General features: G+C 56.4%; 24 protein-coding genes. 11 read left to right on the forward strand and 13 right to left on the reverse strand.

What is annotated here, in order from left to right:
* Positions 1 to 89: 89 nt before the first annotated feature.
* On the forward strand, positions 90 to 635 hold the full coding sequence (locus tag ACR3EH_RS00355) for a carboxymuconolactone decarboxylase family protein (RefSeq protein ID WP_171183288.1): 546 nt from the start codon (positions 90 to 92) through the stop codon (positions 633 to 635).
* On the opposite strand, the gene mnmA is transcribed toward ACR3EH_RS00355, so the two are convergent.
* Entirely contained in the window at positions 632 to 1,777 is a 1,146-nt protein-coding gene (gene mnmA, locus ACR3EH_RS00360; protein WP_171183286.1) for a tRNA 2-thiouridine(34) synthase MnmA, read from the reverse strand. The genes ACR3EH_RS00355 and mnmA overlap by 4 nt on opposite strands.
* A gap of 187 nt (positions 1,778 to 1,964) precedes the next feature.
* Here mnmA and ACR3EH_RS00365 point away from each other — a divergent pair, with 187 nt between their 5' ends.
* The 5 genes from ACR3EH_RS00365 to ACR3EH_RS00385 all read left to right on the forward strand — a co-directional run bounded on the left by ACR3EH_RS00365 (position 1,965) and on the right by ACR3EH_RS00385 (position 7,699).
* The gene (locus tag ACR3EH_RS00365; protein ID WP_253762020.1) at positions 1,965 to 2,225 is read left to right on the forward strand and encodes a DUF1153 domain-containing protein; all 261 of its coding nucleotides are present in this window, start codon (positions 1,965 to 1,967) and stop codon (positions 2,223 to 2,225) included.
* Between the two features lie 59 nt (positions 2,226 to 2,284).
* Entirely contained in the window at positions 2,285 to 3,001 is a 717-nt protein-coding gene (ctrA, locus tag ACR3EH_RS00370; RefSeq protein ID WP_171183282.1) for a response regulator transcription factor CtrA, read from the forward strand.
* 123 nt (positions 3,002 to 3,124) lie between these two features.
* Positions 3,125 to 5,377, forward strand: a complete 2,253-nt coding sequence (gene ligA / locus ACR3EH_RS00375; protein WP_171675569.1) for an NAD-dependent DNA ligase LigA — start codon at positions 3,125 to 3,127, stop codon at positions 5,375 to 5,377.
* Positions 5,374 to 7,464, forward strand: a complete 2,091-nt coding sequence (recG, locus tag ACR3EH_RS00380) for an ATP-dependent DNA helicase RecG (protein WP_171183279.1) — start codon at positions 5,374 to 5,376, stop codon at positions 7,462 to 7,464. The genes ligA and recG overlap by 4 nt, the downstream gene beginning before the upstream one ends.
* Before the next feature lie 112 nt (positions 7,465 to 7,576).
* Positions 7,577 to 7,699, forward strand: coding sequence for a hypothetical protein (locus tag ACR3EH_RS00385; protein ID WP_256368419.1), 123 nt, complete (start codon positions 7,577 to 7,579; stop codon positions 7,697 to 7,699).
* Positions 7,700 to 7,883: 184 nt separating this feature from the next.
* Here the strand turns inward: ACR3EH_RS00385 and ACR3EH_RS00390 are convergent, their stop codons facing one another.
* Both ACR3EH_RS00390 and ACR3EH_RS00395 read right to left on the reverse strand, forming a co-directional pair.
* Complete coding sequence (locus tag ACR3EH_RS00390; RefSeq protein ID WP_216600394.1) at positions 7,884 to 8,522, reverse strand: MarC family protein; 639 nt, start codon at positions 8,520 to 8,522, stop codon at positions 7,884 to 7,886.
* A 58-nt stretch (positions 8,523 to 8,580) separates the two neighbouring features.
* Positions 8,581 to 9,033, reverse strand: coding sequence for an iron-sulfur cluster assembly scaffold protein (locus ACR3EH_RS00395; RefSeq protein ID WP_171183275.1), 453 nt, complete (start codon positions 9,031 to 9,033; stop codon positions 8,581 to 8,583).
* A gap of 48 nt (positions 9,034 to 9,081) precedes the next feature.
* Here ACR3EH_RS00395 and hisI point away from each other — a divergent pair, with 48 nt between their 5' ends.
* Positions 9,082 to 9,471 carry a phosphoribosyl-AMP cyclohydrolase gene (gene hisI / locus ACR3EH_RS00400; protein WP_171183273.1) on the forward strand — a complete coding sequence of 130 codons (390 nt, stop codon included), beginning with the start codon at positions 9,082 to 9,084 and terminating at the stop codon, positions 9,469 to 9,471.
* 9 nt (positions 9,472 to 9,480) lie between these two features.
* On the opposite strand, the gene gluQRS is transcribed toward hisI, so the two are convergent.
* The 4 genes from gluQRS to ACR3EH_RS00420 form a co-directional block, all read right to left on the reverse strand.
* Positions 9,481 to 10,362, reverse strand: coding sequence for a tRNA glutamyl-Q(34) synthetase GluQRS (gene gluQRS, locus ACR3EH_RS00405; RefSeq protein ID WP_171183271.1), 882 nt, complete (start codon positions 10,360 to 10,362; stop codon positions 9,481 to 9,483).
* Entirely contained in the window at positions 10,359 to 10,973 is a 615-nt protein-coding gene (locus ACR3EH_RS00410; RefSeq protein ID WP_171183269.1) for a class I SAM-dependent DNA methyltransferase, read from the reverse strand. Before ACR3EH_RS00410 ends, gluQRS begins: the two co-directional genes overlap by 4 nt.
* A 37-nt stretch (positions 10,974 to 11,010) precedes the next feature.
* Entirely contained in the window at positions 11,011 to 12,351 is a 1,341-nt protein-coding gene (gene trmFO / locus ACR3EH_RS00415) for a methylenetetrahydrofolate--tRNA-(uracil(54)-C(5))-methyltransferase (FADH(2)-oxidizing) TrmFO (RefSeq protein WP_171183267.1), read from the reverse strand.
* A gap of 255 nt (positions 12,352 to 12,606) precedes the next feature.
* Positions 12,607 to 13,392 (reverse strand): enoyl-CoA hydratase, encoded by a 786-nt coding sequence (locus tag ACR3EH_RS00420; RefSeq protein WP_171183265.1) that lies wholly within the window; start codon positions 13,390 to 13,392, stop codon positions 12,607 to 12,609.
* A gap of 58 nt (positions 13,393 to 13,450) precedes the next feature.
* Between ACR3EH_RS00420 and ACR3EH_RS00425 the strand changes: the two genes are divergently transcribed.
* The gene (locus tag ACR3EH_RS00425) at positions 13,451 to 13,894 is read left to right on the forward strand and encodes a PaaI family thioesterase (RefSeq protein WP_171183263.1); all 444 of its coding nucleotides are present in this window, start codon (positions 13,451 to 13,453) and stop codon (positions 13,892 to 13,894) included.
* A 61-nt stretch (positions 13,895 to 13,955) separates the two neighbouring features.
* On the opposite strand, the gene ACR3EH_RS00430 is transcribed toward ACR3EH_RS00425, so the two are convergent.
* Entirely contained in the window at positions 13,956 to 14,183 is a 228-nt protein-coding gene (locus ACR3EH_RS00430; RefSeq protein ID WP_171090112.1) for a DUF1127 domain-containing protein, read from the reverse strand.
* A gap of 99 nt (positions 14,184 to 14,282) precedes the next feature.
* Between ACR3EH_RS00430 and ACR3EH_RS00435 the strand changes: the two genes are divergently transcribed.
* The 3 genes from ACR3EH_RS00435 to rpsI all read left to right on the forward strand — a co-directional run bounded on the left by ACR3EH_RS00435 (position 14,283) and on the right by rpsI (position 16,799).
* Positions 14,283 to 15,686 carry an aminotransferase-like domain-containing protein gene (locus tag ACR3EH_RS00435; protein ID WP_171183261.1) on the forward strand — a complete coding sequence of 468 codons (1,404 nt, stop codon included), beginning with the start codon at positions 14,283 to 14,285 and terminating at the stop codon, positions 15,684 to 15,686.
* Between the two features lie 162 nt (positions 15,687 to 15,848).
* Complete coding sequence (gene rplM / locus ACR3EH_RS00440) at positions 15,849 to 16,307, forward strand: 50S ribosomal protein L13 (RefSeq protein WP_170324880.1); 459 nt, start codon at positions 15,849 to 15,851, stop codon at positions 16,305 to 16,307.
* 6 nt (positions 16,308 to 16,313) lie between these two features.
* Positions 16,314 to 16,799: a 30S ribosomal protein S9 gene (gene rpsI / locus ACR3EH_RS00445; RefSeq protein WP_171090107.1), complete on the forward strand. Its 486-nt coding sequence runs from the start codon at positions 16,314 to 16,316 to the stop codon at positions 16,797 to 16,799.
* Between the two features lie 67 nt (positions 16,800 to 16,866).
* Here rpsI and ACR3EH_RS00450 read toward each other — a convergent pair whose 3' ends face one another.
* The 5 genes from ACR3EH_RS00450 to ACR3EH_RS00470 are packed head-to-tail and all read right to left on the reverse strand — an operon-like array spanning position 16,867 to position 22,573.
* Positions 16,867 to 18,027 carry an ABC transporter substrate-binding protein gene (locus tag ACR3EH_RS00450; protein ID WP_171183259.1) on the reverse strand — a complete coding sequence of 387 codons (1,161 nt, stop codon included), beginning with the start codon at positions 18,025 to 18,027 and terminating at the stop codon, positions 16,867 to 16,869.
* A gap of 25 nt (positions 18,028 to 18,052) precedes the next feature.
* Positions 18,053 to 19,939 (reverse strand): AMP-dependent synthetase/ligase, encoded by a 1,887-nt coding sequence (locus tag ACR3EH_RS00455; RefSeq protein ID WP_171183257.1) that lies wholly within the window; start codon positions 19,937 to 19,939, stop codon positions 18,053 to 18,055.
* A 5-nt stretch (positions 19,940 to 19,944) separates the two neighbouring features.
* Positions 19,945 to 20,718: an ABC transporter ATP-binding protein gene (locus tag ACR3EH_RS00460; protein WP_171183255.1), complete on the reverse strand. Its 774-nt coding sequence runs from the start codon at positions 20,716 to 20,718 to the stop codon at positions 19,945 to 19,947.
* Positions 20,715 to 21,479, reverse strand: a complete 765-nt coding sequence (locus ACR3EH_RS00465; protein WP_171183253.1) for an ABC transporter ATP-binding protein — start codon at positions 21,477 to 21,479, stop codon at positions 20,715 to 20,717. The genes ACR3EH_RS00460 and ACR3EH_RS00465 overlap by 4 nt, the downstream gene beginning before the upstream one ends.
* Entirely contained in the window at positions 21,476 to 22,573 is a 1,098-nt protein-coding gene (locus ACR3EH_RS00470; protein WP_171675567.1) for a branched-chain amino acid ABC transporter permease, read from the reverse strand. Before ACR3EH_RS00470 ends, ACR3EH_RS00465 begins: the two co-directional genes overlap by 4 nt.

A 22,573-nucleotide genomic window follows, 5' to 3' on the forward strand; every position in this document is an offset into this window, starting at 1 on the left:
GACGCGCCCGTGTCGCGCATAAGTGATCTCAGCCCGGTTGTTGCAGCGGCGTGGGCCTGAGATATCTTGATCGAAAAAGGAGCTTAGCCATGACCCGCATTCCCCCGTTGTTGGATCATGAGATGACGGAAGAAGCACGCGCGTCCCGTGAAGCTTTGGGCGCGTATGGCCCGTTCGACAATTGGGCTCGCGTGGCTGCCTATTGCCCGCCCGTTCTGGACCATGTCACCGGAATGCTGACCACGTTGCGCGAACAGCAGAACCTGCCACGCCGCGCACTGGAATTGGCAATGGTAACGGTGTCAAAGCTGAATGCTTGCGACTACTGCGTTTCCCATCATACGCCGCTGCTAACGGTCGCGGGCCTTAGCTCGGAAGGGGCTGCGCGCCTCCCGGATGTCGAGGATCATCCTGAGCTGGATGCCTGTGACAAAGCTGTTGTGCGTTATGCCGAAGCCGTGACAACACGGTCCGGTCGTATGCGGGACGCCGAAGTGTCCGACCTGCGAGAATGGTTCAGCGATGCACAGATCGTTGAATTGACCTGGCGCATCGCGTTGTGCGGAGCGTTCAACCGGTTCAACGATGCGCTGCAAATCCAGATCGAGTCTGAGGTCGAACCTGTATCGGCTTAGTATCCGCGCCAGATCCAGCCGCCGCCAAAAATGCGGCTGCCTTCACTTGCATAAAACACACAAGCCTGACCCGGAGAGATGCCTTCTTCCGGCGTCAGCAGTTCAACTTCTGCTGATGTGTCGGACAGCGGACGAATGATGGCTTCACGCGGCGGGCGGGTTGAACGAACTTTGACCTTCAGGTGCCATTCATCGCGCGAGGTAAAAGGTTCATCGCCCAGCCAGTTGATCTCGCGCACCGGTACAACGCGGGTGGCCAGCATCTCTTTGGGGCCGACAACAACCTGTTTCTGGTCGACGTCCAGTTTGACGACGTAAAGCGGTTCGCTCAGGCCACCGATGCCAAGGCCGCGCCGTTGCCCGATGGTGTAATGGATCACACCGTCGTGCTGCGCTAGAACGCGGCCATCGGCGTGTACGATTTCGCCGGGTTCCGCTGCACCGGGGCGAAGCTTTTCGATGACACTGGCGTAGTTGCCATTGGGTACGAAACAGATGTCCTGGCTGTCAGGCTTGTCCGCAACGGACAACCCGTATTGCGCCGCCATTTCACGCGTCGCGTCTTTGGACGGCAAGTGGCCCAGAGGAAAACGCAGGAAGTCCAACTGTTCCGGCGTGGTCGAGAACAGGAAATAAGACTGATCGCGGTTCGCATCCTCTGCGCTGTGCAGTTCCGGCCCGTTGGGGCCCATCTTGCGCTGGATATAGTGACCGGTGGCCATGCAGTCGGCCTCGAGATCTTTGGCAGTCTCCAGCAGATCCTTGAATTTTACCCGTTCATTGCAGCGAATGCAGGGCACAGGGGTCGCGCCCGCCAGATAGCTGTCAGCAAATTCGTCGATCACGGCGTCTTTAAAGATGTTCTCATAATCCAAGACGTAATGCGGAAAGCCACGCTCCTCGGCCACACGGCGCGCGTCGTGGATATCGATCCCGGCGCAACACGCGCCTTTCTTGGCCAAAGCCGCTCCGTGGTCATAAAGCTGCAACGTAACCCCAACGACGTCATACCCCTGATCCGCCAGATAGGCCGCCACAACCGAGCTGTCGACGCCACCGGACATCGCAACAACCACCCGCGTTTCCGAGGGCGGTTTAGCAAAACCAAGCGAGTTCAGCGGGGTCTCGGTATCGAGGGCCATGATCAGTTCCGTTTCGGGTTAAGGAAGACCGCCGGAATATAAGAAAATTCTACACATTCTCAAGGGGCGGTTTCATGCGGTCTTAAGTAGCCTGATGTCAGTAACGGAGCAGGAAGAAAAGGGTTGAAAGATGTTTTTGCACAAAGTTGAGGGCCCAAGGTCCGTGACACTGCCCGATGGGTCCGTTTTGACACGCGCGGATCTGCCGCCTGCAAATACGCGCCGCTGGGTGGCCTCACGCAAGATTTTGGTTGTGCGTGGCGTGCTTTACGGCCTGATCGGCTTGTCTGATGCCAAGAAAAAGTACGGGATCAGTGATGAAGAGTTCAACAGCTGGGTGTCTCTTGTCGCTGAACATGGTGTCGAGGCGTTGAAGGCCACCGCTTTAAAAAAAATCGACAACCTAAGGGAGAGTGTGAAAAATGATTCAACGGTAACGTCAGATTAACCATTCTTGTTCAGGTTTAATTTTAATTGGAATTGTTGACCGAATTGGAGCAGTGAAAAATGCGCGTACTTCTTGTCGAGGATGATCCGACCACGTCTAAAAGCATCGAATTGATGCTGACCCATGCAAACCTGAACGTTTATGCTACGGATCTTGGCGAAGAAGGCATCGATCTGGCGAAACTCTATGATTACGATCTGATTTTGCTGGATCTGAACCTGCCGGACATGAACGGGCACGAGGTTCTGCGTCAGTTACGCATCGCACGTGTTGAAACACCGATCCTGATTCTTTCAGGGGCCGATGATACCGAAAGCAAGATCAAAGGCTTTGGTTTTGGTGCAGATGATTACCTGACCAAACCCTTCCACCGCGAAGAGCTGGTGGCGCGTATTCATGCCATTATCCGCCGGTCGAAAGGGCATTCGCAATCTATCATTCATACCGGTCGGGTTGCGGTAAACCTGGATGCCAAAACCGTGGAAGTGGATGGAAAAACTGTTCACCTGACCGGCAAGGAATACCAAATGCTCGAACTGCTCAGCTTGCGTAAGGGTACGACCCTCACCAAAGAGATGTTCCTGAACCACCTCTATGGCGGCATGGATGAACCTGAGCTGAAGATCATTGATGTGTTTATTTGCAAACTTCGCAAAAAGCTCAGCAACGCAACAGGCGGCGAGAATTATATCGAAACCGTCTGGGGGCGTGGATATGTGCTGCGCGACCCGCAAAGCAACAGTTTGGAAGAAACACGGATGGCTGTCGGCCTCTGATTTGAACCACCTGTGCTGTCGGCGGTCCGGGGCAGCACATTGCACTCACGGCTCAGCACGTCTGGACCTGGCCATGACCTCGCCCTATCACTGAGGTCCAAGAACGCGTGACAGGGCGAGGCCATGAGCAACTCAATCTCCATTTCTGATCTGACCGAAGACCAAGCACGCGCCGAACTGGCGCGTCTGGCGGATGTGTTGTTGCGGGCGAACACGCTCTATCACGGTGCAGATGCACCCGAGATTTCGGATGCCGAATACGATGCACTGAAACGCCGCAACTCAGAAATTGAGGCACGATTCCCTCACCTTAAACGCGATGACAGCCCGTCAGAGCAGGTGGGTTCTAAGGCGGCAGACGGGTTTTCGAAAGTCACGCATGCTGTTCGAATGATGTCGCTGGGCAACGCCTTTGATGACGAAGACGTGGCTGATTTCGACAGATCCATTCGAAAGTATCTTGGCCTGAGCGCGCAGGAACCCCTTTCTTTCACGGCTGAACCAAAGATTGACGGTCTGTCGCTGTCCTTGCGCTATGAAAAAAGGCTGCTTGTGCAGGCGGCCACACGAGGGGACGGTGAGGTCGGCGAGAACGTGACCGCAAATGCACGCACCGTCTCAGGTATTCCTCAGCAATTGGACCACGCGCCCGAAGTTCTTGAGGTCCGCGGTGAGGTCTATATGTCTCATGCCGATTTTGAGGCACTGAATGCCCGGCAAGCAGAGCGGGGCGGTAAACCATTTGCCAACCCGCGTAACGCAGCGGCCGGATCTTTGCGTCAATTGGATGCGGAAATCACGCGATCCCGTCCCCTGAAGTTCTTTGCTTATGCCTGGGGTGAAGTGTCTGAGCCTTTGGCGGGCACGCAAATGGAAGCGATTGATCGGCTCAGGTCGCTTGGGTTTTCAACGAATGACTTGACCCGTCTGTGCGCAACAACCCAAGACATGTTGGAGCATTATCGGGATATTGAAGCGCAACGCTCTACCTTGGGCTACGACATTGATGGGGTTGTCTATAAGGTCAACGATCTGTCCTTTCAGGCGCGCTTGGGGTTCCGCTCGACCACGCCGCGATGGGCCGTTGCGCATAAGTTTCCTGCTGAACTGGCCTGGACGAGGTTGGAAGCAATCGACATTCAGGTCGGTCGCACGGGTGCGCTCAGCCCTGTGGCTCGGTTGCATCCGGTGACTGTGGGCGGGGTCGTGGTATCCAACGCCACACTGCATAACGAAGATTATATCGCTGGGCGTGATGCCAAAGGCGGTACGATCCGCGACGGCAAAGACATTCGTGTTGGCGACTGGGTGCAGGTCTATCGCGCGGGTGACGTGATCCCAAAAGTGGCAGACGTAAATCTGACGAAGCGCCCCTCTGATGCTCAGCCCTTTGCCTTCCCGACGCTCTGCCCCGAATGTCACAGCGCGGCGATCCGCGAAGAAGGTGACGCGGTGCGCCGCTGTACGGGTGGTTTGATCTGCCCGGCGCAAGCGGTGGAAAAACTCAAACATTTCGTGTCGCGAAAGGCGTTTGACATCGAAGGCCTGGGTGCAAAGCAGATCGAAATGTTCTACGATGATCCGGTGCTGTCGATTAATTCCCCTGCGGAAATCTTTACGCTTGAACAGCGTGACAAGGGGAATCTGGCCCGGCTGAAAAACCGCGACGGGTGGGGGGAAACCTCGGCCGGAAACCTGTTTGCAGCGATCGATGAAAAGCGAACCATTCCGTTTGCTCGGCTATTGTTTGCTTTGGGTATTCGCCATGTGGGCGAGGTTGGCGCGCGTGATCTGGCGTTATATTACCGCGAGTGGGATGCCATGGCACAAGCGCTGGATGCTGCGCGCCCGGCGGCTTTGGCGCAACGCCAAGCTGATGAGGCAGAAGACGCCGAGCGGGCCGCAGCACTGGCTGAAGGTCGTCGTGCCCGCGTTAAGGAAGTGCGCGATGCAGCGATTGTCGCAGCTCGCGTACCAGCAGAGGCCAATACCGCATGGTCCGATCTGATCGGTATCGATGGGATCGGAGCAACGCTTGGGCTGTCTCTGTCAGATGCGTTTGCAAATGCGGAAGAGCGGCGTGCGTTTGATACACTGCGGCAGGAGTTGACCGTTATCGCACCCGATGCACCTGCGTCCGACAGCCCGGTCGCAGGCAAAACGGTTGTTTTCACAGGAACGCTGGAAAAGATGACGCGCGCCGAAGCCAAGGCCAGGGCCGAAGCTTTGGGTGCAAAAGTTTCTGGCTCTGTCAGTAAGAAAACCGATATTCTGGTTGCCGGCCCCGGAGCCGGGTCGAAGGCGAAGAAAGCGGCGGAGCTTGGGATCGAAACGTTGGATGAGGATGGCTGGCTGCAGCTGATCGAAGGCGCATGAGCGGACGGCCTGAACAGCTTTTCCCGCTGTTTGCGGGTTTGGAAACACTTGAGGGTGTTGGTCCCAAAACCGCGCAGGTTATGGCGCAGACCGGCGTAGAAAGCCCGCGCGATGTTTTGTTCGGGTTGCCATATGCGGTGGTTGATCGGCGCAGGCGCGATACGATTCAGGGTGCTGATCTGCCGGCTACATTGACTGTTGAGGTGACTGTTGGCGCTCATCGTCCGTCGCGCAACAAGGGAGGAGCTTATCGCGTTCATGTCGAAGACAGTCAGGCCGATTTCCAGCTGGTCTTCTTTCATGCGCGTGGAGACTATTTGAAAAAGCTGCTTCCGCAGGGATCGCGCCGGGTAATTTCAGGCAAGTTGGAATTGTTCGACGGCATGGCCCAGATGGTGCATCCGGACCATATGTTGCCGGTCGAACAGGCCGGAGAGATTCCGGAATTCGAACCTGTCTATCATCTGACACAAGGGCTGACCCAGAAAACGGCGTTCAAGGCCAGTCGCAGCGCGTTGGCGCGGGCGCCTGAGCTTGAGGAGTGGATCGACCCCGCTCAGGTGGCGCAACAAAATTGGCCGGATTGGGCTTCAGCCATTCGCGCCGGTCACAATCCGCAGGGGGCGGATGACGTCGCCCCGTTTGCACCTGCGCGGCAGCGTTTGGCGTATGACGAATTGTTTGCACATCAGTTGACCCTGGCATTGGCCCGTCAACGAGAGCGCAAATCCCGAGGTATAGTCAGCTTCGCGACCGGAAGATTGCAATCCAAGGTGCTGGCCAGCCTTCCGTATCGCCCGACCGGCGCTCAGAGCCGGGCGATTGATGAAATCGCGGCTGATATGGCATCTGAATCCCGCATGAACCGTTTGCTACAGGGCGACGTTGGTGCAGGTAAGACACTGGTGGCGTTTATGGCACTGCTGATCGCCGTCGAAGCCGGTGGGCAGGGTGTGATGATGGCCCCGACTGAGATTCTCGCGCGTCAACATCTGGAAGGGTTGCGCCCATTGGCCGAAGAGGCCGGGGTGGTTTTGGAACTGCTCACCGGACGTGACAAGGGGACCGAGCGTCGTGCCAAGCTTGAGGCGCTGGAACAGGGTAATATTCAGATTCTGGTCGGTACTCATGCCGTGTTTCAAAATGACGTGGAGTTCAAGGCTCTGCGCTTGGCTATTGTGGACGAACAGCACCGGTTCGGCGTTCGGCAACGGATGGAACTGTCGGAAAAAGGGCAGGGTGCGGATGTTCTGGTGATGACGGCGACACCGATCCCGCGCAGCCTGGCGTTGGCGCAATACGGGGACATGGATGTCTCGGTTCTGGACGAAAAGCCGCCCGGGCGAAAACCGATCAAAACGGCGATTGTCAGCACGCAGCGTATGGACGAGGTCGTGTCGCATCTGCGCCGCGCGATCGAAGAGGGGCGGCAATGTTACTGGGTTTGTCCTTTGGTGGATGAATCCGAGGTTTCGGACCTGACCGCCGCCGAAGATCGGTTCAAACGGTTTCGCGCTATTCTGGGAGAAGGCGTGGTGGGGCTGGTCCATGGTCAGATGCCACCCACCGATAAAGACGCTGCCATGAGCGCCTTTCAGAACGGTGACACCAAGGTTCTGGTGGCGACAACTGTGATCGAAGTTGGGGTCAATGTTCCCAACGCAACGATCATGGTGATCGAACGGGCCGAGATTTTCGGGCTTGCACAGTTACACCAATTGCGAGGGCGTGTGGGGCGTGGCGACGCAGACTCGACCTGCCTGCTGATGTACCAACCGCCGCTCAGCGAAGGTGGGCGCAAACGGCTGGAGGTTTTGCGCGAAACCGAAGATGGGTTCCGCATTTCCGAAACCGATCTTGAGATGCGCGGGGCCGGGGATCTGATCGGGACCGCGCAGTCCGGCCTTCCTAAGTTCCGTATCGCTGATCTTGAACGTCAGGCCGGGTTGATGGCTGTCGCCCAGTCGGATGCGCGGGCTTTGCTGAATGCGGACCCTAAACTGACGTCGGAACGGGGCCGCGCCGCGCGTGTTCTTTTGTGGCTGATGAAACAGGATCAGGCAATCCGTTTAATTTCAGTAGGTTAGACTAGATGTTCTGAAAAGTTCACAAATGTTCTCAAAAAGTTCTTTACCGACTCGGGTAAATGTGAGAACAAAAGGTCAACAAAGGATTAAAACTCTGACCGGAGGTGACCCTATGCTGACCCAGATCAAGACCGCTTTCAGCCGCGCGCAATCGACCATCCTGCAGGATGCGGTTGGCGTGATGTCTCTGGTCGTGATCCTGATGGTCACGTTGCACCTGCCTGTTGGTTTTTAAGACTTTCTGCCTGCGATCTCGTGCCGAAAAAACCGCGCTGTCATCCCCATTTCAGTCAAGGGTGACCTGCCTGTCCCAAACCCCTTGAGGGGCCATGCCTCGGCCCCGCGCGGTGAACCGGACCCCACGCGAGACACGCAATGCCTGCCGCCGCCCTTTCGCCCGGAAGGTGCGGCGGTTTTTTTTACAGCTGTCCGGTTTTGAAAATCTCAAGCAGCGCGGACAGAACAGAGTTGACCGCAACCGAGGCCAGGATCATCCCCATGATACGGCTGATGATCGCCGCGCCCGAGTGCCCGATCCAACGGATGATCGGCTCTGCCAGAAGCATCAGAAAGAACGCAACCAAAAGCACCGAAAGCATCACCAAAGCGGTGATCCCCTGATCGGCAGCGCTGTAGCGGTGATTGTCTGTCAGGATGACAATAGCCAGCATCGCTCCGGGTGAGGCCAAGGACGGGACCGCCAATGGGAAGATTGCCGGATTTTGCTTGTGGTATTTGTCTTCCAGATCGTCTTCCGCCTGACGTTGTTCTACGTCCTGCTTGCTTTCACCAAAGATCATGGTCAGCGCAAACAGGAACAGGATGATGCCACCCGCGACCTGAAAGGAATTCAGGCCGATATCCAACGCTTCGATAAGCAGTTGCCCAAAAACGAGGAAGAACAACAAAACCCCGGCACTGATCAACGATGCCAGTAACGCGGTCTTGCGCCGGGCTGCGGCGCTTAGGCCCGCGGTAACAGCGATAAACACGGGAATTGTGCCGATCGGGTCGATAACGACCCAAAGCGTTACAAAATGCTCAAGCAGATTGTCCAAACCCATCCCTCCTAAAACCTGGTCAGAGGGGTAACGGGTTTACCCTAGTTTGCCAAGTTCACGCGCAATGCGCCTGTTCGGCCTGTGCCAGCGCCTCGGCTGTGGCGTCCAACGCCAACAGGATCGACGCATGTCGGTTTTTGTAGTCGCGTGCGGGCATCAGAACTTCCAGCCCGTCAAACGGTGCATCCGGGGCAGGGCCGTCTTTTTTCAACATGCGCGTCAGTTGATCGCGCGCGGCTTCAACCTGAGCACGCGTTGCACCAATGATCGCGTCCCCGACAACTGCTGCCGATGCCTGGCCCAAGGCACAGGCTTTTACGTCCTGACCAAAGGCGCTGACCCGACCATCGTCAACCTTCACATCCACAGTCACAGTCGAACCGCACAACGGCGAGCGTTTCTTTACCGTCGCATCCGGGTTTTCCAGCCGGTCAAGATGCGGAATATCCGCAGCCAGCGCCAGGATGCGCCCGGAATACAGCTTAATCAGGTCGTTCTCGCCGCTCATGGCTTTCCCTCGTCGTGTGTTCCTCATACATAGTGGCCAGCCCACCGGATGCAAAAGGTTTTTGAGATGACTGATCCCGTCGTGTTCGATGTATCGACGCTGAAATATAACGAAGCGGGCCTGATCCCGGCCATTGCGCAGGATGACGCGTCAGGCGAAGTCCTGATGATGGCCTGGATGAATGCTCAGGCCATTGAAAAGACACAGGAAACGGGCAGGGTGACCTATTGGTCGCGCTCTCGTCAGTCTTTCTGGATCAAAGGCGAAACCTCGGGCCACGTGCAGGAGCTGGTGGATTTTCGGATCGATTGTGACCGCGATTGCCTGTTGGTTCTGGTACGCCAGACAGGGGCTGCCTGCCACACCAACCGCCGGACCTGTTTCTATACTGCTGTTCGTGATGGCACTGAAACTGAACTTATGGCCCCGATGGAATAAGACTAACGGTCAAAGACCGACCATGCGTCGAATGTCTGCAGGGCTGTGGCCTTCCGCCCTGTATTTCGAAATCGCACGGGCATCGTCCCGTTTCGCCAGGCGTTTGCCGGCTTCGTCGCGGATCAAATCATGGTGCAAATACGCAGGCGTGGGTAAATCCAGCAATGCCTGCAATAGAACGTGGATGCGCGTGGCTTCGAACAGATCCCGCCCCCGGACCACATGTGTGATGCCTTGCGCTGCGTCGTCAAGGACAACGGAGAGGTGGTACGATGTCCCCATATCACGGCGGGACAATACAACGTCGCCGATTGTGTTTATTAGCTCATCGGGGGTGAAAGTGATGGTGCCCGTTTCACCATCTGGCCCTGAGCCAAGTTCGATGAACTGAAATCTGGACCGGTCGTTGATCGCTTGACACGCCTTGGCAATGTCCAGCCGTAGTGGCTCGTTCCGTGGTCGAGGATGCTGACTTAAGTCTTTGTTGTGATGAGCTTTTCGGCACGTTCCGGGGTAGATTATTCCGTCAGGTCCATGTATTGGAGCACCTTCCTGCGGAGCACTGGCAGCGGCGGCAATATCTTTTCGGTTGCAAGTGCAGGGAAACAAGAAACCCTGTCCCCAAAGACGATCTAAGGCCTGGTCATAGACCCCCATACGGTCCGACTGACGCACAACCGGCTTTGGCCATGTCAGGCCAAGCCATGTCAGATCGTCATAGATCTGATCCTCCCAATGCTGTCTTGAACGAGACTGATCGATATCCTCGATCCGCAGCAGGAACTGACCACTTTCAGCTGTGGCCATGTCGCTGGCCAGCAACGCGGAATAAGCGTGTCCCAGATGAAGTGGCCCGGTTGGTGAGGGCGCGAAGCGCGTCAGGAAAGTCACGCTTTTTCTAATACATATACGTCAGAGTTAAGGTTAATTCCGGGCAGATGTGGCCCGTGTTCACGAAATAGCAAACGTGCGGCCCCCATGTCGACCCAATCGGTGATGCGGCAGGTGTATGTGTGATCTGCCAGCGCGTGATCATTCAGAGAAAACGCAAACAACCCTCTTTTGGGTAAAGCATGCATCAACACGTCGATTGTCTCTGCAGGGGCTGCGCCCTGACCGATGACACCGATGGCCGTGATAACTGAATATGCACCACGCTTGAGCGGGGCTGGTTTGGTGATATCAAAGCCGGTCAACGCTCTGTAAACACCTTTTGCCTTTGCTTCTTCCAGCATTTTTGGGGTGGGGTCCATTCCGTCGATAAGCTCGAATCCGACTGCGCGCAAAGCCTGACCGGACAGTCCGGTTCCGCATCCAAAGTCCAGAATCTGGGTTTCAGGGTGGGGGTGGGCAGACCACAAAGCCGCCGCCACACGAGTCGGCGTGACGTATCCGTGATCTTCGATTTCTTTATCGTAGGTCGCGGCCCAGTTCTTGTAGTGCGATTCTGTCTCTTGTGGGGTGTCGAGGCTGTAGGTGCTGTCTAGGAACTTGTCGGTCATAAAAGCATGCTAGGCCGAGACAGCATTGTGCGTCCAGTCAGCAGTGGTCCAACCAGGTTTGCCATTCGGCCTTGGCCCTGTCGGTGTAGGCTTTGTACCGGTCCTTGCGGCCGCGCCGTCCGCCTTTTAGACCGTCGACGGGGCGGAACAGACCAAAATTCACATTCATCGGCTGAAACGTCTTAGCTTCGGCCCCGCCGGTTATGTGGTGGATCAAAGCGCCCATTGCGCTGTCCTGCGGGACGTCCGGCAAGTCACGCCCCAGAATCTCAGCCGCAGCTAGACGCCCGGCCAGTAGCCCCATCGCGGCGCTTTCGACATAGCCTTCAACACCGGTGATCTGTCCAGCAAACCGGATGTTGGGTTTAGATTTCAACCGCATTTGCGCGTCAAGCAGTGTGGGCGAGTTGATGAACGTGTTGCGGTGAATGCCACCCAACCGGGCGAAACTTGCGTTTTCCAGGCCGGGGATCATGCGGAATACGTCGGTCTGGGCACCATATTTCATCTTGGTCTGGAAGCCCACGATATTGAACAGGGTGCCCAAAGCATTGTCGCGGCGCAGTTGCACCACGGCATGAGGTTTCACGTCCGGTGCGTGTGGGTTGGTCAGGCCAACCGGCTTCATTGGACCATGGCGCAAGGTTTCGCGCCCGCGTTCTGCCATGACCTCGATGGGCAGGCAGCCGTCAAAATAACCAGCGGTTTCCCCTTCATGGAACTCGGTCTTGTCGGCGGAAAGAAGCGCGTCGATAAACGCCTCATACTTGTCGCGGTCCATCGGGCAGTTCAGATAGGCTGTGCGCTCTTCCTCGGTCTCGCCTTTGTCATAGCGCGACTGCATCCAAGCCTTCGACATGTCGATGCTTTCGGCATAGACTATGGGCGCAATGGCATCAAAGAAGGCCAACGCCTCAGCGCCTGTTTCCGAGCGGATCGCTTCGCCCAGAGCAGGCGAGGTCAGCGGGCCGGTTGCAAAGATCCACTGGCCGTCATCGGGCAGGGTGGTCACTTCTTCATCCGTGACCGATACACGCGGATGGGCGCGGAGTTTTGCGGTGACGCTTTCGGCAAAAGGATCACGATCCACTGCCAGCGCCCCTCCGGCGGGCAGGCGATGGGCGTCGGCCGTTGTCATGATCAACCCGTTGGCAGCCCGCATTTCCCAATGCAGCAGGCCCACAGCGTTCTGCTCGTCATCATCTGATCGGAACGAATTCGAGCACACCATTTCAGCCAGGTTTCCGGTCTGATGGGCAAAGGTGCCAACCGTGGGGCGCATCTCGTGAATCACCACATCGACGCCTGCCTCAGCGGCTTGCCATGCGGCCTCGGACCCGGCCATTCCGCCGCCTACAATATGCAAAACTTGTGTCATGCGCTGCCACATAGGGCAGACCACAATCGGGCGCAACTCGGGCGGTACAAAATTGCCAAATTTACAGGAGGGGTCTTGGGGTCGCCGCTGCGGGAATGTCAGCGCTGGTGAGAGAGACCAGCTGGAGGGACCTTCCGCCCACGGCGACCCAAAAGTGTCCTGAGGCCTCAGCCTCGACCCAGCTTTGCCACAGAGTCGCCGTTTTGAAAAGTGCTAAAATCAAAACAGTGGCAAAAAATGTGCAAAATAATTGCCTCATTGGGTCCAATTTGGGGGGCGCTTTTCGATAAAGGCGGAAATGCCTTCTTCTGTGTCCCGGTGCAACATATTCTGCGCCATTACCTCTCCGGTATAGGTGTAGGCCTGATCCAGGGGCATTTGAAGTTGTTGATAAAACGCCTCTTTTCCGATTTTCACGGCAACGCCAAGCTTTGAGGCTACAAGCTCAGCCAATGCATTGGTCTCGTGTTCAAGCTGCGATTCCGGGACGACGCGGTTGATCAGTCCAAGCTCTGCGGCTTTTTCGGCCGAAATGAACGCACCCGTAGTCAGCATCTCGAAAGCCTGCTTTCTGGGGATGTTGCGGCTGAGCGCCACCATCGGAGTCGAGCAGAACAACCCGATATTGACCCCGTTCACGCCAAAACGCGTACCCTCGGCTGCAACAGCCATGTCGCAGGTCGCAACCAGTTGGCACCCGGCGGCGGTGGCGATGCCATGGACCTGAGCGATAACGGGTTGAGGAATCGATTGGATCGACATCATCATCCGGGCGCAGCGCGCGAACAAGTCCTGGAAATAGGCTTTGCCACCGTCTTCGGACTGACGTCCGGCTGTCATTTGCTTCAAATCGTGCCCGGCACAGAAAGCTTTCCCAGCGCCTGACAGGATTACTGTGCGGATGGATCTGTCATCGCGCAAAGCGTCAAGTTCATCCTGAAGCGCGGCCAGCATCTCTTCGCTCAGCGCGTTCAAGCGCTCGGGCGCGGTCATTGTAAGCCGTGCCACCGCGCCAGTGTCGTTACGTTCCAGAATTGCCATCTTGCCCTCCGATCCCAAGTTGGGCCAACTCTAGGTCGGGAAGAGCAGGAGGGAAAGTATGGCTTTGGCAATGAACCGGGATGAACTGTCGCAATACCTAAAAGAGGTGTTTCCCCAGGTGCATAAGGATTTCGTTGTCGAAGAATTGGCCGAAGAAAACATTACCATGCGCCTTGTGGTGCAGGATCGGCACCTGCGCCCCGGAGGTACGGTTTCAGGCCCGTCCATGTTCGGTTTGGCCGACGTCAGTGTCTATGCAATGATTTTGGCGCGAGTGGGGCGGCAATCTTTGGCTGTGACGACCAACAGTTCATTGGATTTTCTTCGCAAACCTACAGGTGGCGCCGATCTAATTGCGACATGCCGATTGCTCAAACTGGGTCGAACATTGGCCGTCGGCGATGTGTTGATTTTTTCTGAAGGCATGGACAAGCCGGTTGCGCGGGCGGCAATGACGTATTCCATTCCACCTGCAGGCTCGGCCGCGGCGCGGTTCGGATAAAAAAGACCGGGGACAGGCCCCGGCCCAGGAGGAGGTCCCAAAAATTGGGACTGGGGATGATTTAGATCTGCCAGAAGTAGCGTTTTACTTCACGGTCCGCCTGCATGCGGGTAAGGCCAACGTCTTTCAGCAACCTGTCATCCAAATTGCCCAAATTGACGCGACTGCGGCGGCGGCGTTCCCATTGAGTGACCGCAGCCGCAAACCGCACGGCCAGCACAGCGATCAGCGGCAGCCGGGGGCTGGCGTTCAGCAGCATAAGGGCGGGGTTGTGCATTGTGCGTGTCATCTCGGAGTTCCTTTCAAATTGTATTGACACAAAGCAGTAACGTTCGGTACAAGAGATTGATACATTCAATATTGTGTCAAAAGCAAAGGAAGAATTGTAATGGATACAATTTGGCCGGATGTGTTGCCGAAAGCTAAGGGGCCAAAGTATACACTGGTTGCCGACACAATACGAAAGGCAATTGAGAGCAAGGCGTTAGACATTGGAACTAAGCTGCCGCCGGTGCGTGAACTGGCGTATCGATTGCAAATCACGCCGGGGACGGTGGCACGGGCCTATACGATTTTGACGGATGAAGGCTTGCTAAAAGCTGAGGTCGGACGTGGTACATTCGTGGCCCCACCGAAATCGCCGATTCTGGATGATGTCTGGTCTCGTCAGCTGCATTTGGCCGAAGCACAGAGTGCCAATCACGTCAGCCTGTTCAGTCCAAGGCTGGCGGATATGGGGCAGGTGTCGTTGATACGGGAGTGTTTGCAGAAAGTTGCGCAGTCCGATCCGGCTTTGTTCATGAACTATCCAACCCGCGATGCCTATAAGCCCATGCGCCAGGCGGTGGTCGAGTGGCTGTCGGATTTGCCGTTGGGTCCGCTGACGGATGACGACATCGTTTTGACTCATGGCGGTCAGAACGGATTGTGTCTTGTTTTTCAAAGCATCCTTCAAGGTCCCAAACCGGTCGTTCTGGTCGAAGACCTGTCCTACGCGGGCTTTCGCCGCGCCGGTGAATTGATGCGGGCCGAAGTGGTCGGCATTCGGATGGACAAGTGGGGCATTGATCCCACTGCGATGGAGCATGTTTTGCGGCAGACACCCGCGCAGGCGATTTGCGTTTCGCCCGAGGTGCAGAACCCTACCGCGCTGCACACCCCGCTTGAGCGGCGCAAAGAAGTGGTTGAAGTCGCGCGAAAATTCGATGTGCAGATCGTTGAAGATGATTGTTACCGAATGGGTGAGGCTAAAGAGCCCAGCTATCGTGCCTTGGCGCCCGAGCGGGGCTGGCATGTCTCGTCGATCTCAAAAGTGCTGACGCCATCGCTGCGCGTCGGGTTCGCTATTGCGCCGAAAGAGCGAAGTGTGGATCTTAGGCGCTCGGCAGAGTACGGGTATTTTGGGCTGGCGCAGCCGTTGGCAGAGCTCACCCGATTGCTTTTGTCTGATCCCCGTACACGGCAGATCGCCAAAGATGTCAGGACCCGAATGGGCGAATATGTGCGCGTCACGGTGAATGCGCTGGGTGGTTTTGACCTGACGTGGGCACCAGACGTACCGTTTGTCTGGCTAAACCTGCCATCTGGGTGGCGGGCAGCAGCCTTCAGCCGGGCGGCAGAGCGGGAAGGAATACAATTGCGTTCGGCGGACGAATTCGCCCTGCGCGATGGCCGTGCACCAAATGCGGTTCGCATTGCGATGAACGGGCATGTCTCGTTGCAACGGTTCGAGGATGCAATGCTTCGGCTGCGTGCGTTACTGGACAATCCACCCGAGCAAATCAGCGTTTAGGTTGGGGTAAAATAATACCTATTTTGCAAGACATTGTTTTACAACGATAAAAACTGATTTGCTGTGCTTGACGTGCGCGCAAGCACCCCATAGAACCCCTCCATCGAATTCGGGCCGCTCTGTCTTGGGGCGGTCTTTCACATCAAACAGGACTATCCTGCCATGAAAACCTTTTCTGCAACACCTGCAGACATCGACAAGAAATGGATCCTGATCGACGCCGAGGGCGTTGTTCTGGGCCGTCTTGCTTCGATCGTCGCCATGCGCCTGCGTGGCAAGCACAAAGCGTCGTTCACCCCGAACATGGACATGGGCGACAATGTCATCGTGATCAACGCTGACAAAATCCAGATGACCGGCAAGAAGCGCGAAGAAAACTTCTACTGGCACACTGGCCACCCGGGCGGCATCAAGTCGCGCACCAAACAGCAGATTCTGGAAGGTGCACACCCCGAGCGCGTTGTGACCCAAGCGGTTAAGCGCATGCTGCCGGGCAATCGCCTGTCGCGTCAGCAAATGACCAATCTGCGCGTTTATGCCGGTGCCGAGCACCCGCACGAAGCCCAGGCCCCCGAAGTTCTGGACGTCAAGTCCATGAACAAGAAAAACACCCGGAGCTAATGACCGATGGCTGATCAGATCAATACTCTCGAAGAGCTGAGCGCCGTCGCAGGCGTTGAAACCGTGGCCGAAGAAGTCATCGTGCGTGAACCCGTACGCGACGAGCTGGGCCGCTCCTACGCCACCGGTAAGCGTAAAGACGCTGTTGCCCGCGTTTGGATCAAGCCAGGTTCTGGTAAGGTCACCGTGAACGGCAAAGACCAGGACAAGTATTTTGCGCGTCCGGTTCTGCAGCTGATCCTGCGCCAGCCGTTCCAGGTTGCTGGTGTTGAAGGTGAATTCGACGTTGTCGCAACCGTAAAAGGCGGTGGCCTGACCGGTCAGGCCGGTGCGGTCAAGCACGGCATCTCGAAAGCGCTGCAACTGTACGATCCGAACCTGCGTGGCGCTCTGAAAGCCGCAGGCTTCCTGACCCGCGACAGCCGCGTTGTGGAACGTAAGAAATTCGGTAAGCGCAAAGCCCGCCGTTCGTTCCAGTTCTCGAAGCGTTAATCGCCGGGACGATCCAAAAACAAAGGGCTCGCATCTGCGAGCCCTTTTTCGTTGCGTTTATGGTGTCTTATTCTTCGTAGACCAATTTCCACGCGCCGTCTTCAACGACGTTTACGAATACTGTGTCCGCGCCTTGATGATCATCAGGCCCATAGGTGATGTGGTTGCCGACCAGATCGTCCTGATAATCCAGCGACTCCATGGCTGCGATGAAACTGTCATGGGTCAGATCCGGACCTGCAGCCTCCAGCGCTTTGACCATCATCTCGGCGGCGGAATAGCCCAGCATTGCAAACCCAACCGGATCTTCACCCGTGGCGGCCTTGTACTCTTCAATGAACGCGGCGGGGGCGGGCTCATCGGCGCGGGCCCACAGGTCCTTCCACGAGGCGGCGGCATAGAAGCCGTCGGTCACGCCACCGGGAACCTGCGCGACAACAGTCAGGAAACTGGCCGAAGTGCCCAGGAATTTCATATCCGTCAGGCCCATCTTCTTGGCAGTACCCACCACAGTGATCGCCTGACGAACGCCCAGCGCCATCGTGACAATGTCACAGCCTTCTTCCTTGAGTTTGCTGAGCGAGCCCACGAAATCGGTCTCGTCTGGCTTATGCGTCGTCTCGGATCCAAATGCGATCCCGGCCTCTTCAGCCCCGGCTTTGCTGCCTTCCAGTATTTCCTCACCGAAATCGGTGGGCAGGTACATGCTGCAAACGGTTTGCGACCCAAATTCTCCGGCGAGGTATTTCACGCCAATGCGGGCTTGATCATAGTAGGTCGAGAATGATGTGAACTTGTTGCGCATCGGCTCTTGCAACATCTGCCGCGCGGCTGTCAGGGGGGCAACGTTGGGAATTCCCTTTGGATCCAGCAGATTGAAGCCCGCCATGTTCATCGGCGTGCCCAGTGATTGCAGCATCGCAAACACTTTGTCCCGGTTCAGCAGTTTGTTGTAGCCCTGCATGGCCCGCGGCATCTGATAGCCATTGTCTTCGACGACATATCGAATTTGTCGCCCATGCACGCCACCGGCTGCATTGACGCGGTCAAACACGACATTTGCGCCTTTGGTGGCCGGAACGCCTACGGCTGCGAATATACCACTCAGATCGTTGACCGATCCGATCACGATTTCTTCGTCGGTTACGCCTTGGGTTTGCGCCAAACCCATAGTCGCCGAGGCGGTCAAGGCCGTGGCGACAGCCAATAGTTTGAATGACTTTCTCATTTCTCTCCTCCCGAAATTCCCTTGTCTAACTGTACATGTCTTCAATCAGATGTCCGTGTTTCTTTTCCACCAAACCCCGTTTCAGCTTCATCGTAGCGGTCAGTTCATCGTCTTCGGCCGTCAAAAGCACGTCGATGAGACGGAAATCCTTGATCTGTTCGACCCGTGCAAATTGGGTATTCACAGCTGCAACTTCGGCGCCGATCAGATCGCGGATCTCGGGCGCGGCACAGAGTGAGGCGAAATTCGAAAACGGAATTTTGCGGTCCTGTGCATATTTCTCGACATTTTCCTGATCAATCATGATCAGGGCCGTCAGGTATTTACGCCTGTCACCAATCAGGATCGCGTCAGAAACATAGTGGCTGAACTTCAACTGGCTTTCGATTTCGGCCGGGGTGATGTTCTTACCGCCTGCGGTGATGATGATGTCTTTCAGGCGGCCGGTGATGGTGACAAAGCCATCCTTGTCGATATGCCCCATATCCCCCGTGCGCAGCCAACCATCGGCGGTAAATGTCTCGGCCGTTTTGGCGTTATTGCGCCAATACCCCTGAAAGATGTTCATGCCTTTCAGCTGGATTTCACCATCTTCTGAGATACGGATGTCGCAGCCTTCTACGACTTGACCGATGGTCCCGATCCTGTTGCTTTCAACGGTGTTGAGCGTGGCCAGCCCGGCGGTTTCAGTCATCCCAAAACCTTCGACCAAAGGTACTCCGATGGCCCAATACCATTTCAGCAAGTCAGTCGAAATCGGTGCAGCTCCGGTGCCGCCACGACGCAGTTTGTCCATACCCAGCATACGGCGCAGGTTCTTCAGAACCAGTTGATCCCATATCCAGAACTGCACCGCGATACCGATCGGAACGCGTTTACCTGCCGCCCTGTATTCGGCGCGGCGCACGCCAGCTTTCAATGCCATCCCAAAGGCGGCCCGGCCCAACGGTGTGGCCTCCTGCGTCAGAATTTGCACATGTGCATAAATCTTTTCCCACACGCGCGGCACAGCCGTGAAGGTCGAGGGCGAGACCTCTTGCAGGTTCGCAAATACGGTTTCCGGGCTTTCCGCGAAATTCACCGTGCATCGGGCTGCCAGTGGGAAATAGACCGACACGTCCCGTTCCAGAATATGACACAGCGGCAGGAAGCAAAGCTGCTCATCACTGGCCAGAACCGGCAAGGCCCGCGCGCCGGATTCAATGGCAGCAAGGATATTCTCGTGGCTCAGCATCGCGCCCTTGGGCTGTCCGGTAGTGCCGGAGGTATAGACAAGCAGGGCGGTATCCTGCGGTTTAGCTAGCGCGATTTCGGCCTCAAACCGCCGGGGATCGGCTGCTTCTACCTCTTGGCCAAGAGCGTAGAGGTCGTTGATCATCATGCAGCGCGGGTGTTTGAGGTCGTGCAGACCTTCGTCTTCCAGAATGATAACCTTGATCAGGTCCGGAACTTCGGATTCGATTTCCAGAAACTTGTCCAGATGCTCTTCATCTTCGACAATCAGGAATTTGCTGCCGCTGTCATTGATCAGGTATTGCAACTGACTGGCTGAATCGGTGGTGTAAACGCCCGAGGCTATCCCTCCGACGCCCTGAATACCCATGTCGAACCAGGCCCATTCCTTGCGGTCTTCGGAGAGGATCGAGACCACTTCGCCACGCTCCAACCCCAGTTTCCGTAGCGCCAAACCAATCCATTTGGCGTGTTGCCAGTAATCGGCCCAGGAATAGGATTTCCAGATGCCCAGATCTTTTTCCCGATGCGCGTTGCGTTCGCCCAGCTCGGCGCAGCGGTGTTGAAACAGCTCGCTTATGGTGATGCAGCCGTCCACCCGCAGCGGCCTTTGACCTGTTGTTTCGTTAAAGCGCACGCCGTTGATTGTTATCTGCGGGGGCAGGGGGCTGGCGTCCATCCGACTTACCTCCACGTCTTTTTCCGTTTCCAGCGCCGGTTTTCCCGCGCGCCGTCTTCACGCACACCAAGATAGAAGTTCTGGATGTCCTCGGATTTCAACAGAGCCTCGGCGCTGCCGTCCATAACGATGCGTCCAACCTCCATCACATAGCCATGATGGGCCAGATCCAGTGCCGCATGGGCGTTTTGTTCGACCAGCATCATGGTCATCTGCTGTTCTTGGTTGAGGCGTCCGAGGATCTCGAAAATCTCTTGCACCAGCATCGGCGACAGGCCCAGTGATGGCTCATCCAGCAACATGATACGAGGACGGGCCATCAGCCCACGTCCAATCGCCAACATTTGCTGTTGACCGCCTGACAGGGTGCCAGCCTCTTGCCCGCGGCGGTCTTTGAGAACCGGGAAGTAACTGAAGACCAGTTCACGATCTTGCTCGATCTGGTCTTTGTCCTTGCGGGAATACGCACCAAGGCTGAGGTTTTCATCAACAGTCAGAAGGGGAAAGACCTCGCGCCCTTCGGGAATATGCACGATCCCGCGTTGCACAACCTTATGTGGTTCTGCCCCCTGAATGTCTTCACCATCAAAGGTAATTTGTCCCTTTTCCGGGTCCATCACACCCGAGACGGTTTTCATCAGCGTCGTTTTTCCCGCGCCATTGGCCCCGAGGATCGACACGATCTGCCCCTCGTGCACATCCAATGACACCCCGCGAATGGCCATGATGGGGCCATAAAAGCTTTCGACATTGCGTATTCTCAGGATCGGCTCAGTCATGAAGCTTTCCCCAGATACGCTTCGATAACGGCCGGGTGAGCCTGCACTTGTGCAGGAGAGCCCAGTGCCAATTCCGCGCCGTCTGCCATCGCCAAAACCCGATCTGACACGCCCGAGACCAGGCCCATGTCATGTTCCACCATCAGCACGGTGATGCCCATCTGACGCCGGATGTCATCGATCCACCACCGCATGTCACTGGTTTCTTCGACTGAAAGGCCCGAGGCGGGTTCGTCCAACAGCAGCAGTTTGGGATCAGTTGCCAGTGCGCGCGCGACCTCAACCACTTTTCGCACGCCATAGGGCAGCCCTGCGATCATCTTGTCGCGATAGGCCTGAAGATCGAGGAAATCGATGATCTCTTCAACCTTCTCGCGGTTTTCGATTTCCTGCCATCGGGCAGACGGAAGGAACAACAGCTCAGACAGCAGATTTGTTTGTCGATGCCGATGCCGCCCAACCAGAAGGTTTTGCAAAACGGTTGCGTGCTCGAACAGTTCAATGTTCTGAAACGTCCGCGCCACGCCATAAGCTGCAACGCCCGAGGGTTTGACACGCAGCAGATCATGGCCGTCGAATCGGATCGACCCGGCATAGGGCTCGTAGAACCGCGAGATCAGGTTGAATACGGTCGATTTGCCAGCACCGTTGGGGCCGACGATGGCAAAAACCTCGCCCTCCAGCACTTCGAACGACAGGTTATCAACCGCAGTAAGGCCACCGAACTTCAGGGTAACGTTTTCAAACTCCAGCAGGCTCATCTCAGACGCTCCGTCTTCAGATAAGATTTTTGCCGTTTGAACATGTCTTTGCGGTAGAAGGGGAACAGCTCGAACCAGGTGCGAATCTTGAGCCAGCGGCCATAAAGCCCCATGGGTTCGAACAGGATGAAGGCGATCAGGATCATGCCAAAGATGCCGAATTCAAGGCCCGGAATGGCAACTGTGTTGCCGCCGAACAAAGCTCCGGCATATTCTTTGGAGATTGACAGGAACTGAGGCAGGAACCCGATCACGATCGCACCCAGAAATGCCCCGTGGATCGAACCCAGTCCGCCGATCACGATCATCATCAGCAACTGGATCGAGATCAGAACATTGAAGGTTTCGTTGTTGAAGGCTCCGGCAAACAGCCCCATCAGTGCTCCGGCCCAGCCTGTGATGGCACAGGACAAGGCGAATGAGATCATCTTGGTCCGCGCTATATCAATACCCATCGCCTGTGCCGACACCTCAGAGTCGCGAACCGCGATAAAGCTGCGCCCTAAAGGCGCGCGCAGCAGGTTGATATAGCCCAACGTCACAAGGACAGCGACGGTCAGAACCAACCAGAAGAACAGATCCGGCGTACCCCAGCGGTCTACCAAATGGCCAAAGATCTCGACCCCGCCGACATACTTGCCCGCGACGCCCCCGGTGATGGGTTCGGAGAGGACTATGATGTCATCCATCAGGATCGAAAGGGCCATGGTGAAGATGGCCAGATAGATACCGTGCAGCCGCAGGGCAGGGATGGCGACTGTCACACCTGCAATGCCGGTTAGAATTCCGGCCAGCGGGAAGGCGATCAGAAAAGGAACACCTGCTTCGATCAGGGCAACATTGGCATAGCAGCCAAAAGCCAGAAAAGCGGCATGTCCCAGACTGACCTGCCCGGTATGCCCGGTCAGGATCATCAGGCCCAGCCCTGCTATGGCCCAGATCAGAACGTTTGTCAGCTCGCCCAGATAGAACGCGTCCAGCCACCATGGGGCCGCTGCAACGACGGCCAGAAGGATCAGGTAAAGACACAGTTGATACCGGTCTTTCCAAGGTCGGATATCCTGCATGTAGTTGGTTTTGAATACAATCCGCAT

The organism is Ruegeria sp. BG7 (genome assembly GCF_056535685.1).

Bases quoted from the DNA above. Each gene is read 5' to 3' on its own strand.
- ACR3EH_RS00455 (WP_171183257.1), bottom strand. From the start codon at position 19,939: ATGGACGCCAGCCCCCTGCCCCCGCAGATAACAATCAACGGCGTGCGC.
- rplM (WP_170324880.1), top strand. From the start codon at position 15,849: ATGAAAACCTTTTCTGCAACACCTGCAGACATCGACAAGAAATGGATC.
- ligA (WP_171675569.1), top strand. From the start codon at position 3,125: ATGAGCAACTCAATCTCCATTTCTGATCTGACCGAAGACCAAGCACGC.
- ACR3EH_RS00395 (WP_171183275.1), bottom strand. From the start codon at position 9,033: ATGAGCGGCGAGAACGACCTGATTAAGCTGTATTCCGGGCGCATCCTG.
- ACR3EH_RS00420 (WP_171183265.1), bottom strand. From the start codon at position 13,392: ATGGCAATTCTGGAACGTAACGACACTGGCGCGGTGGCACGGCTTACA.
- recG (WP_171183279.1), top strand. From the start codon at position 5,374: ATGAGCGGACGGCCTGAACAGCTTTTCCCGCTGTTTGCGGGTTTGGAA.
- hisI (WP_171183273.1), top strand. From the start codon at position 9,082: ATGCAAAAGGTTTTTGAGATGACTGATCCCGTCGTGTTCGATGTATCG.
- ACR3EH_RS00430 (WP_171090112.1), bottom strand. From the start codon at position 14,183: ATGACACGCACAATGCACAACCCCGCCCTTATGCTGCTGAACGCCAGC.
- mnmA (WP_171183286.1), bottom strand. From the start codon at position 1,777: ATGGCCCTCGATACCGAGACCCCGCTGAACTCGCTTGGTTTTGCTAAA.
- ACR3EH_RS00385 (WP_256368419.1), top strand. From the start codon at position 7,577: ATGCTGACCCAGATCAAGACCGCTTTCAGCCGCGCGCAATCGACCATC.
- ctrA (WP_171183282.1), top strand. From the start codon at position 2,285: ATGCGCGTACTTCTTGTCGAGGATGATCCGACCACGTCTAAAAGCATC.
- ACR3EH_RS00450 (WP_171183259.1), bottom strand. From the start codon at position 18,027: ATGAGAAAGTCATTCAAACTATTGGCTGTCGCCACGGCCTTGACCGCC.
- ACR3EH_RS00410 (WP_171183269.1), bottom strand. From the start codon at position 10,973: ATGACCGACAAGTTCCTAGACAGCACCTACAGCCTCGACACCCCACAA.
- ACR3EH_RS00355 (WP_171183288.1), top strand. From the start codon at position 90: ATGACCCGCATTCCCCCGTTGTTGGATCATGAGATGACGGAAGAAGCA.
- trmFO (WP_171183267.1), bottom strand. From the start codon at position 12,351: ATGACACAAGTTTTGCATATTGTAGGCGGCGGAATGGCCGGGTCCGAG.
- rpsI (WP_171090107.1), top strand. From the start codon at position 16,314: ATGGCTGATCAGATCAATACTCTCGAAGAGCTGAGCGCCGTCGCAGGC.
- ACR3EH_RS00435 (WP_171183261.1), top strand. From the start codon at position 14,283: ATGGATACAATTTGGCCGGATGTGTTGCCGAAAGCTAAGGGGCCAAAG.
- ACR3EH_RS00465 (WP_171183253.1), bottom strand. From the start codon at position 21,479: ATGAGCCTGCTGGAGTTTGAAAACGTTACCCTGAAGTTCGGTGGCCTT.
- ACR3EH_RS00470 (WP_171675567.1), bottom strand. From the start codon at position 22,573: ATGCGGATTGTATTCAAAACCAACTACATGCAGGATATCCGACCTTGG.
- ACR3EH_RS00425 (WP_171183263.1), top strand. From the start codon at position 13,451: ATGGCTTTGGCAATGAACCGGGATGAACTGTCGCAATACCTAAAAGAG.
- ACR3EH_RS00460 (WP_171183255.1), bottom strand. From the start codon at position 20,718: ATGACTGAGCCGATCCTGAGAATACGCAATGTCGAAAGCTTTTATGGC.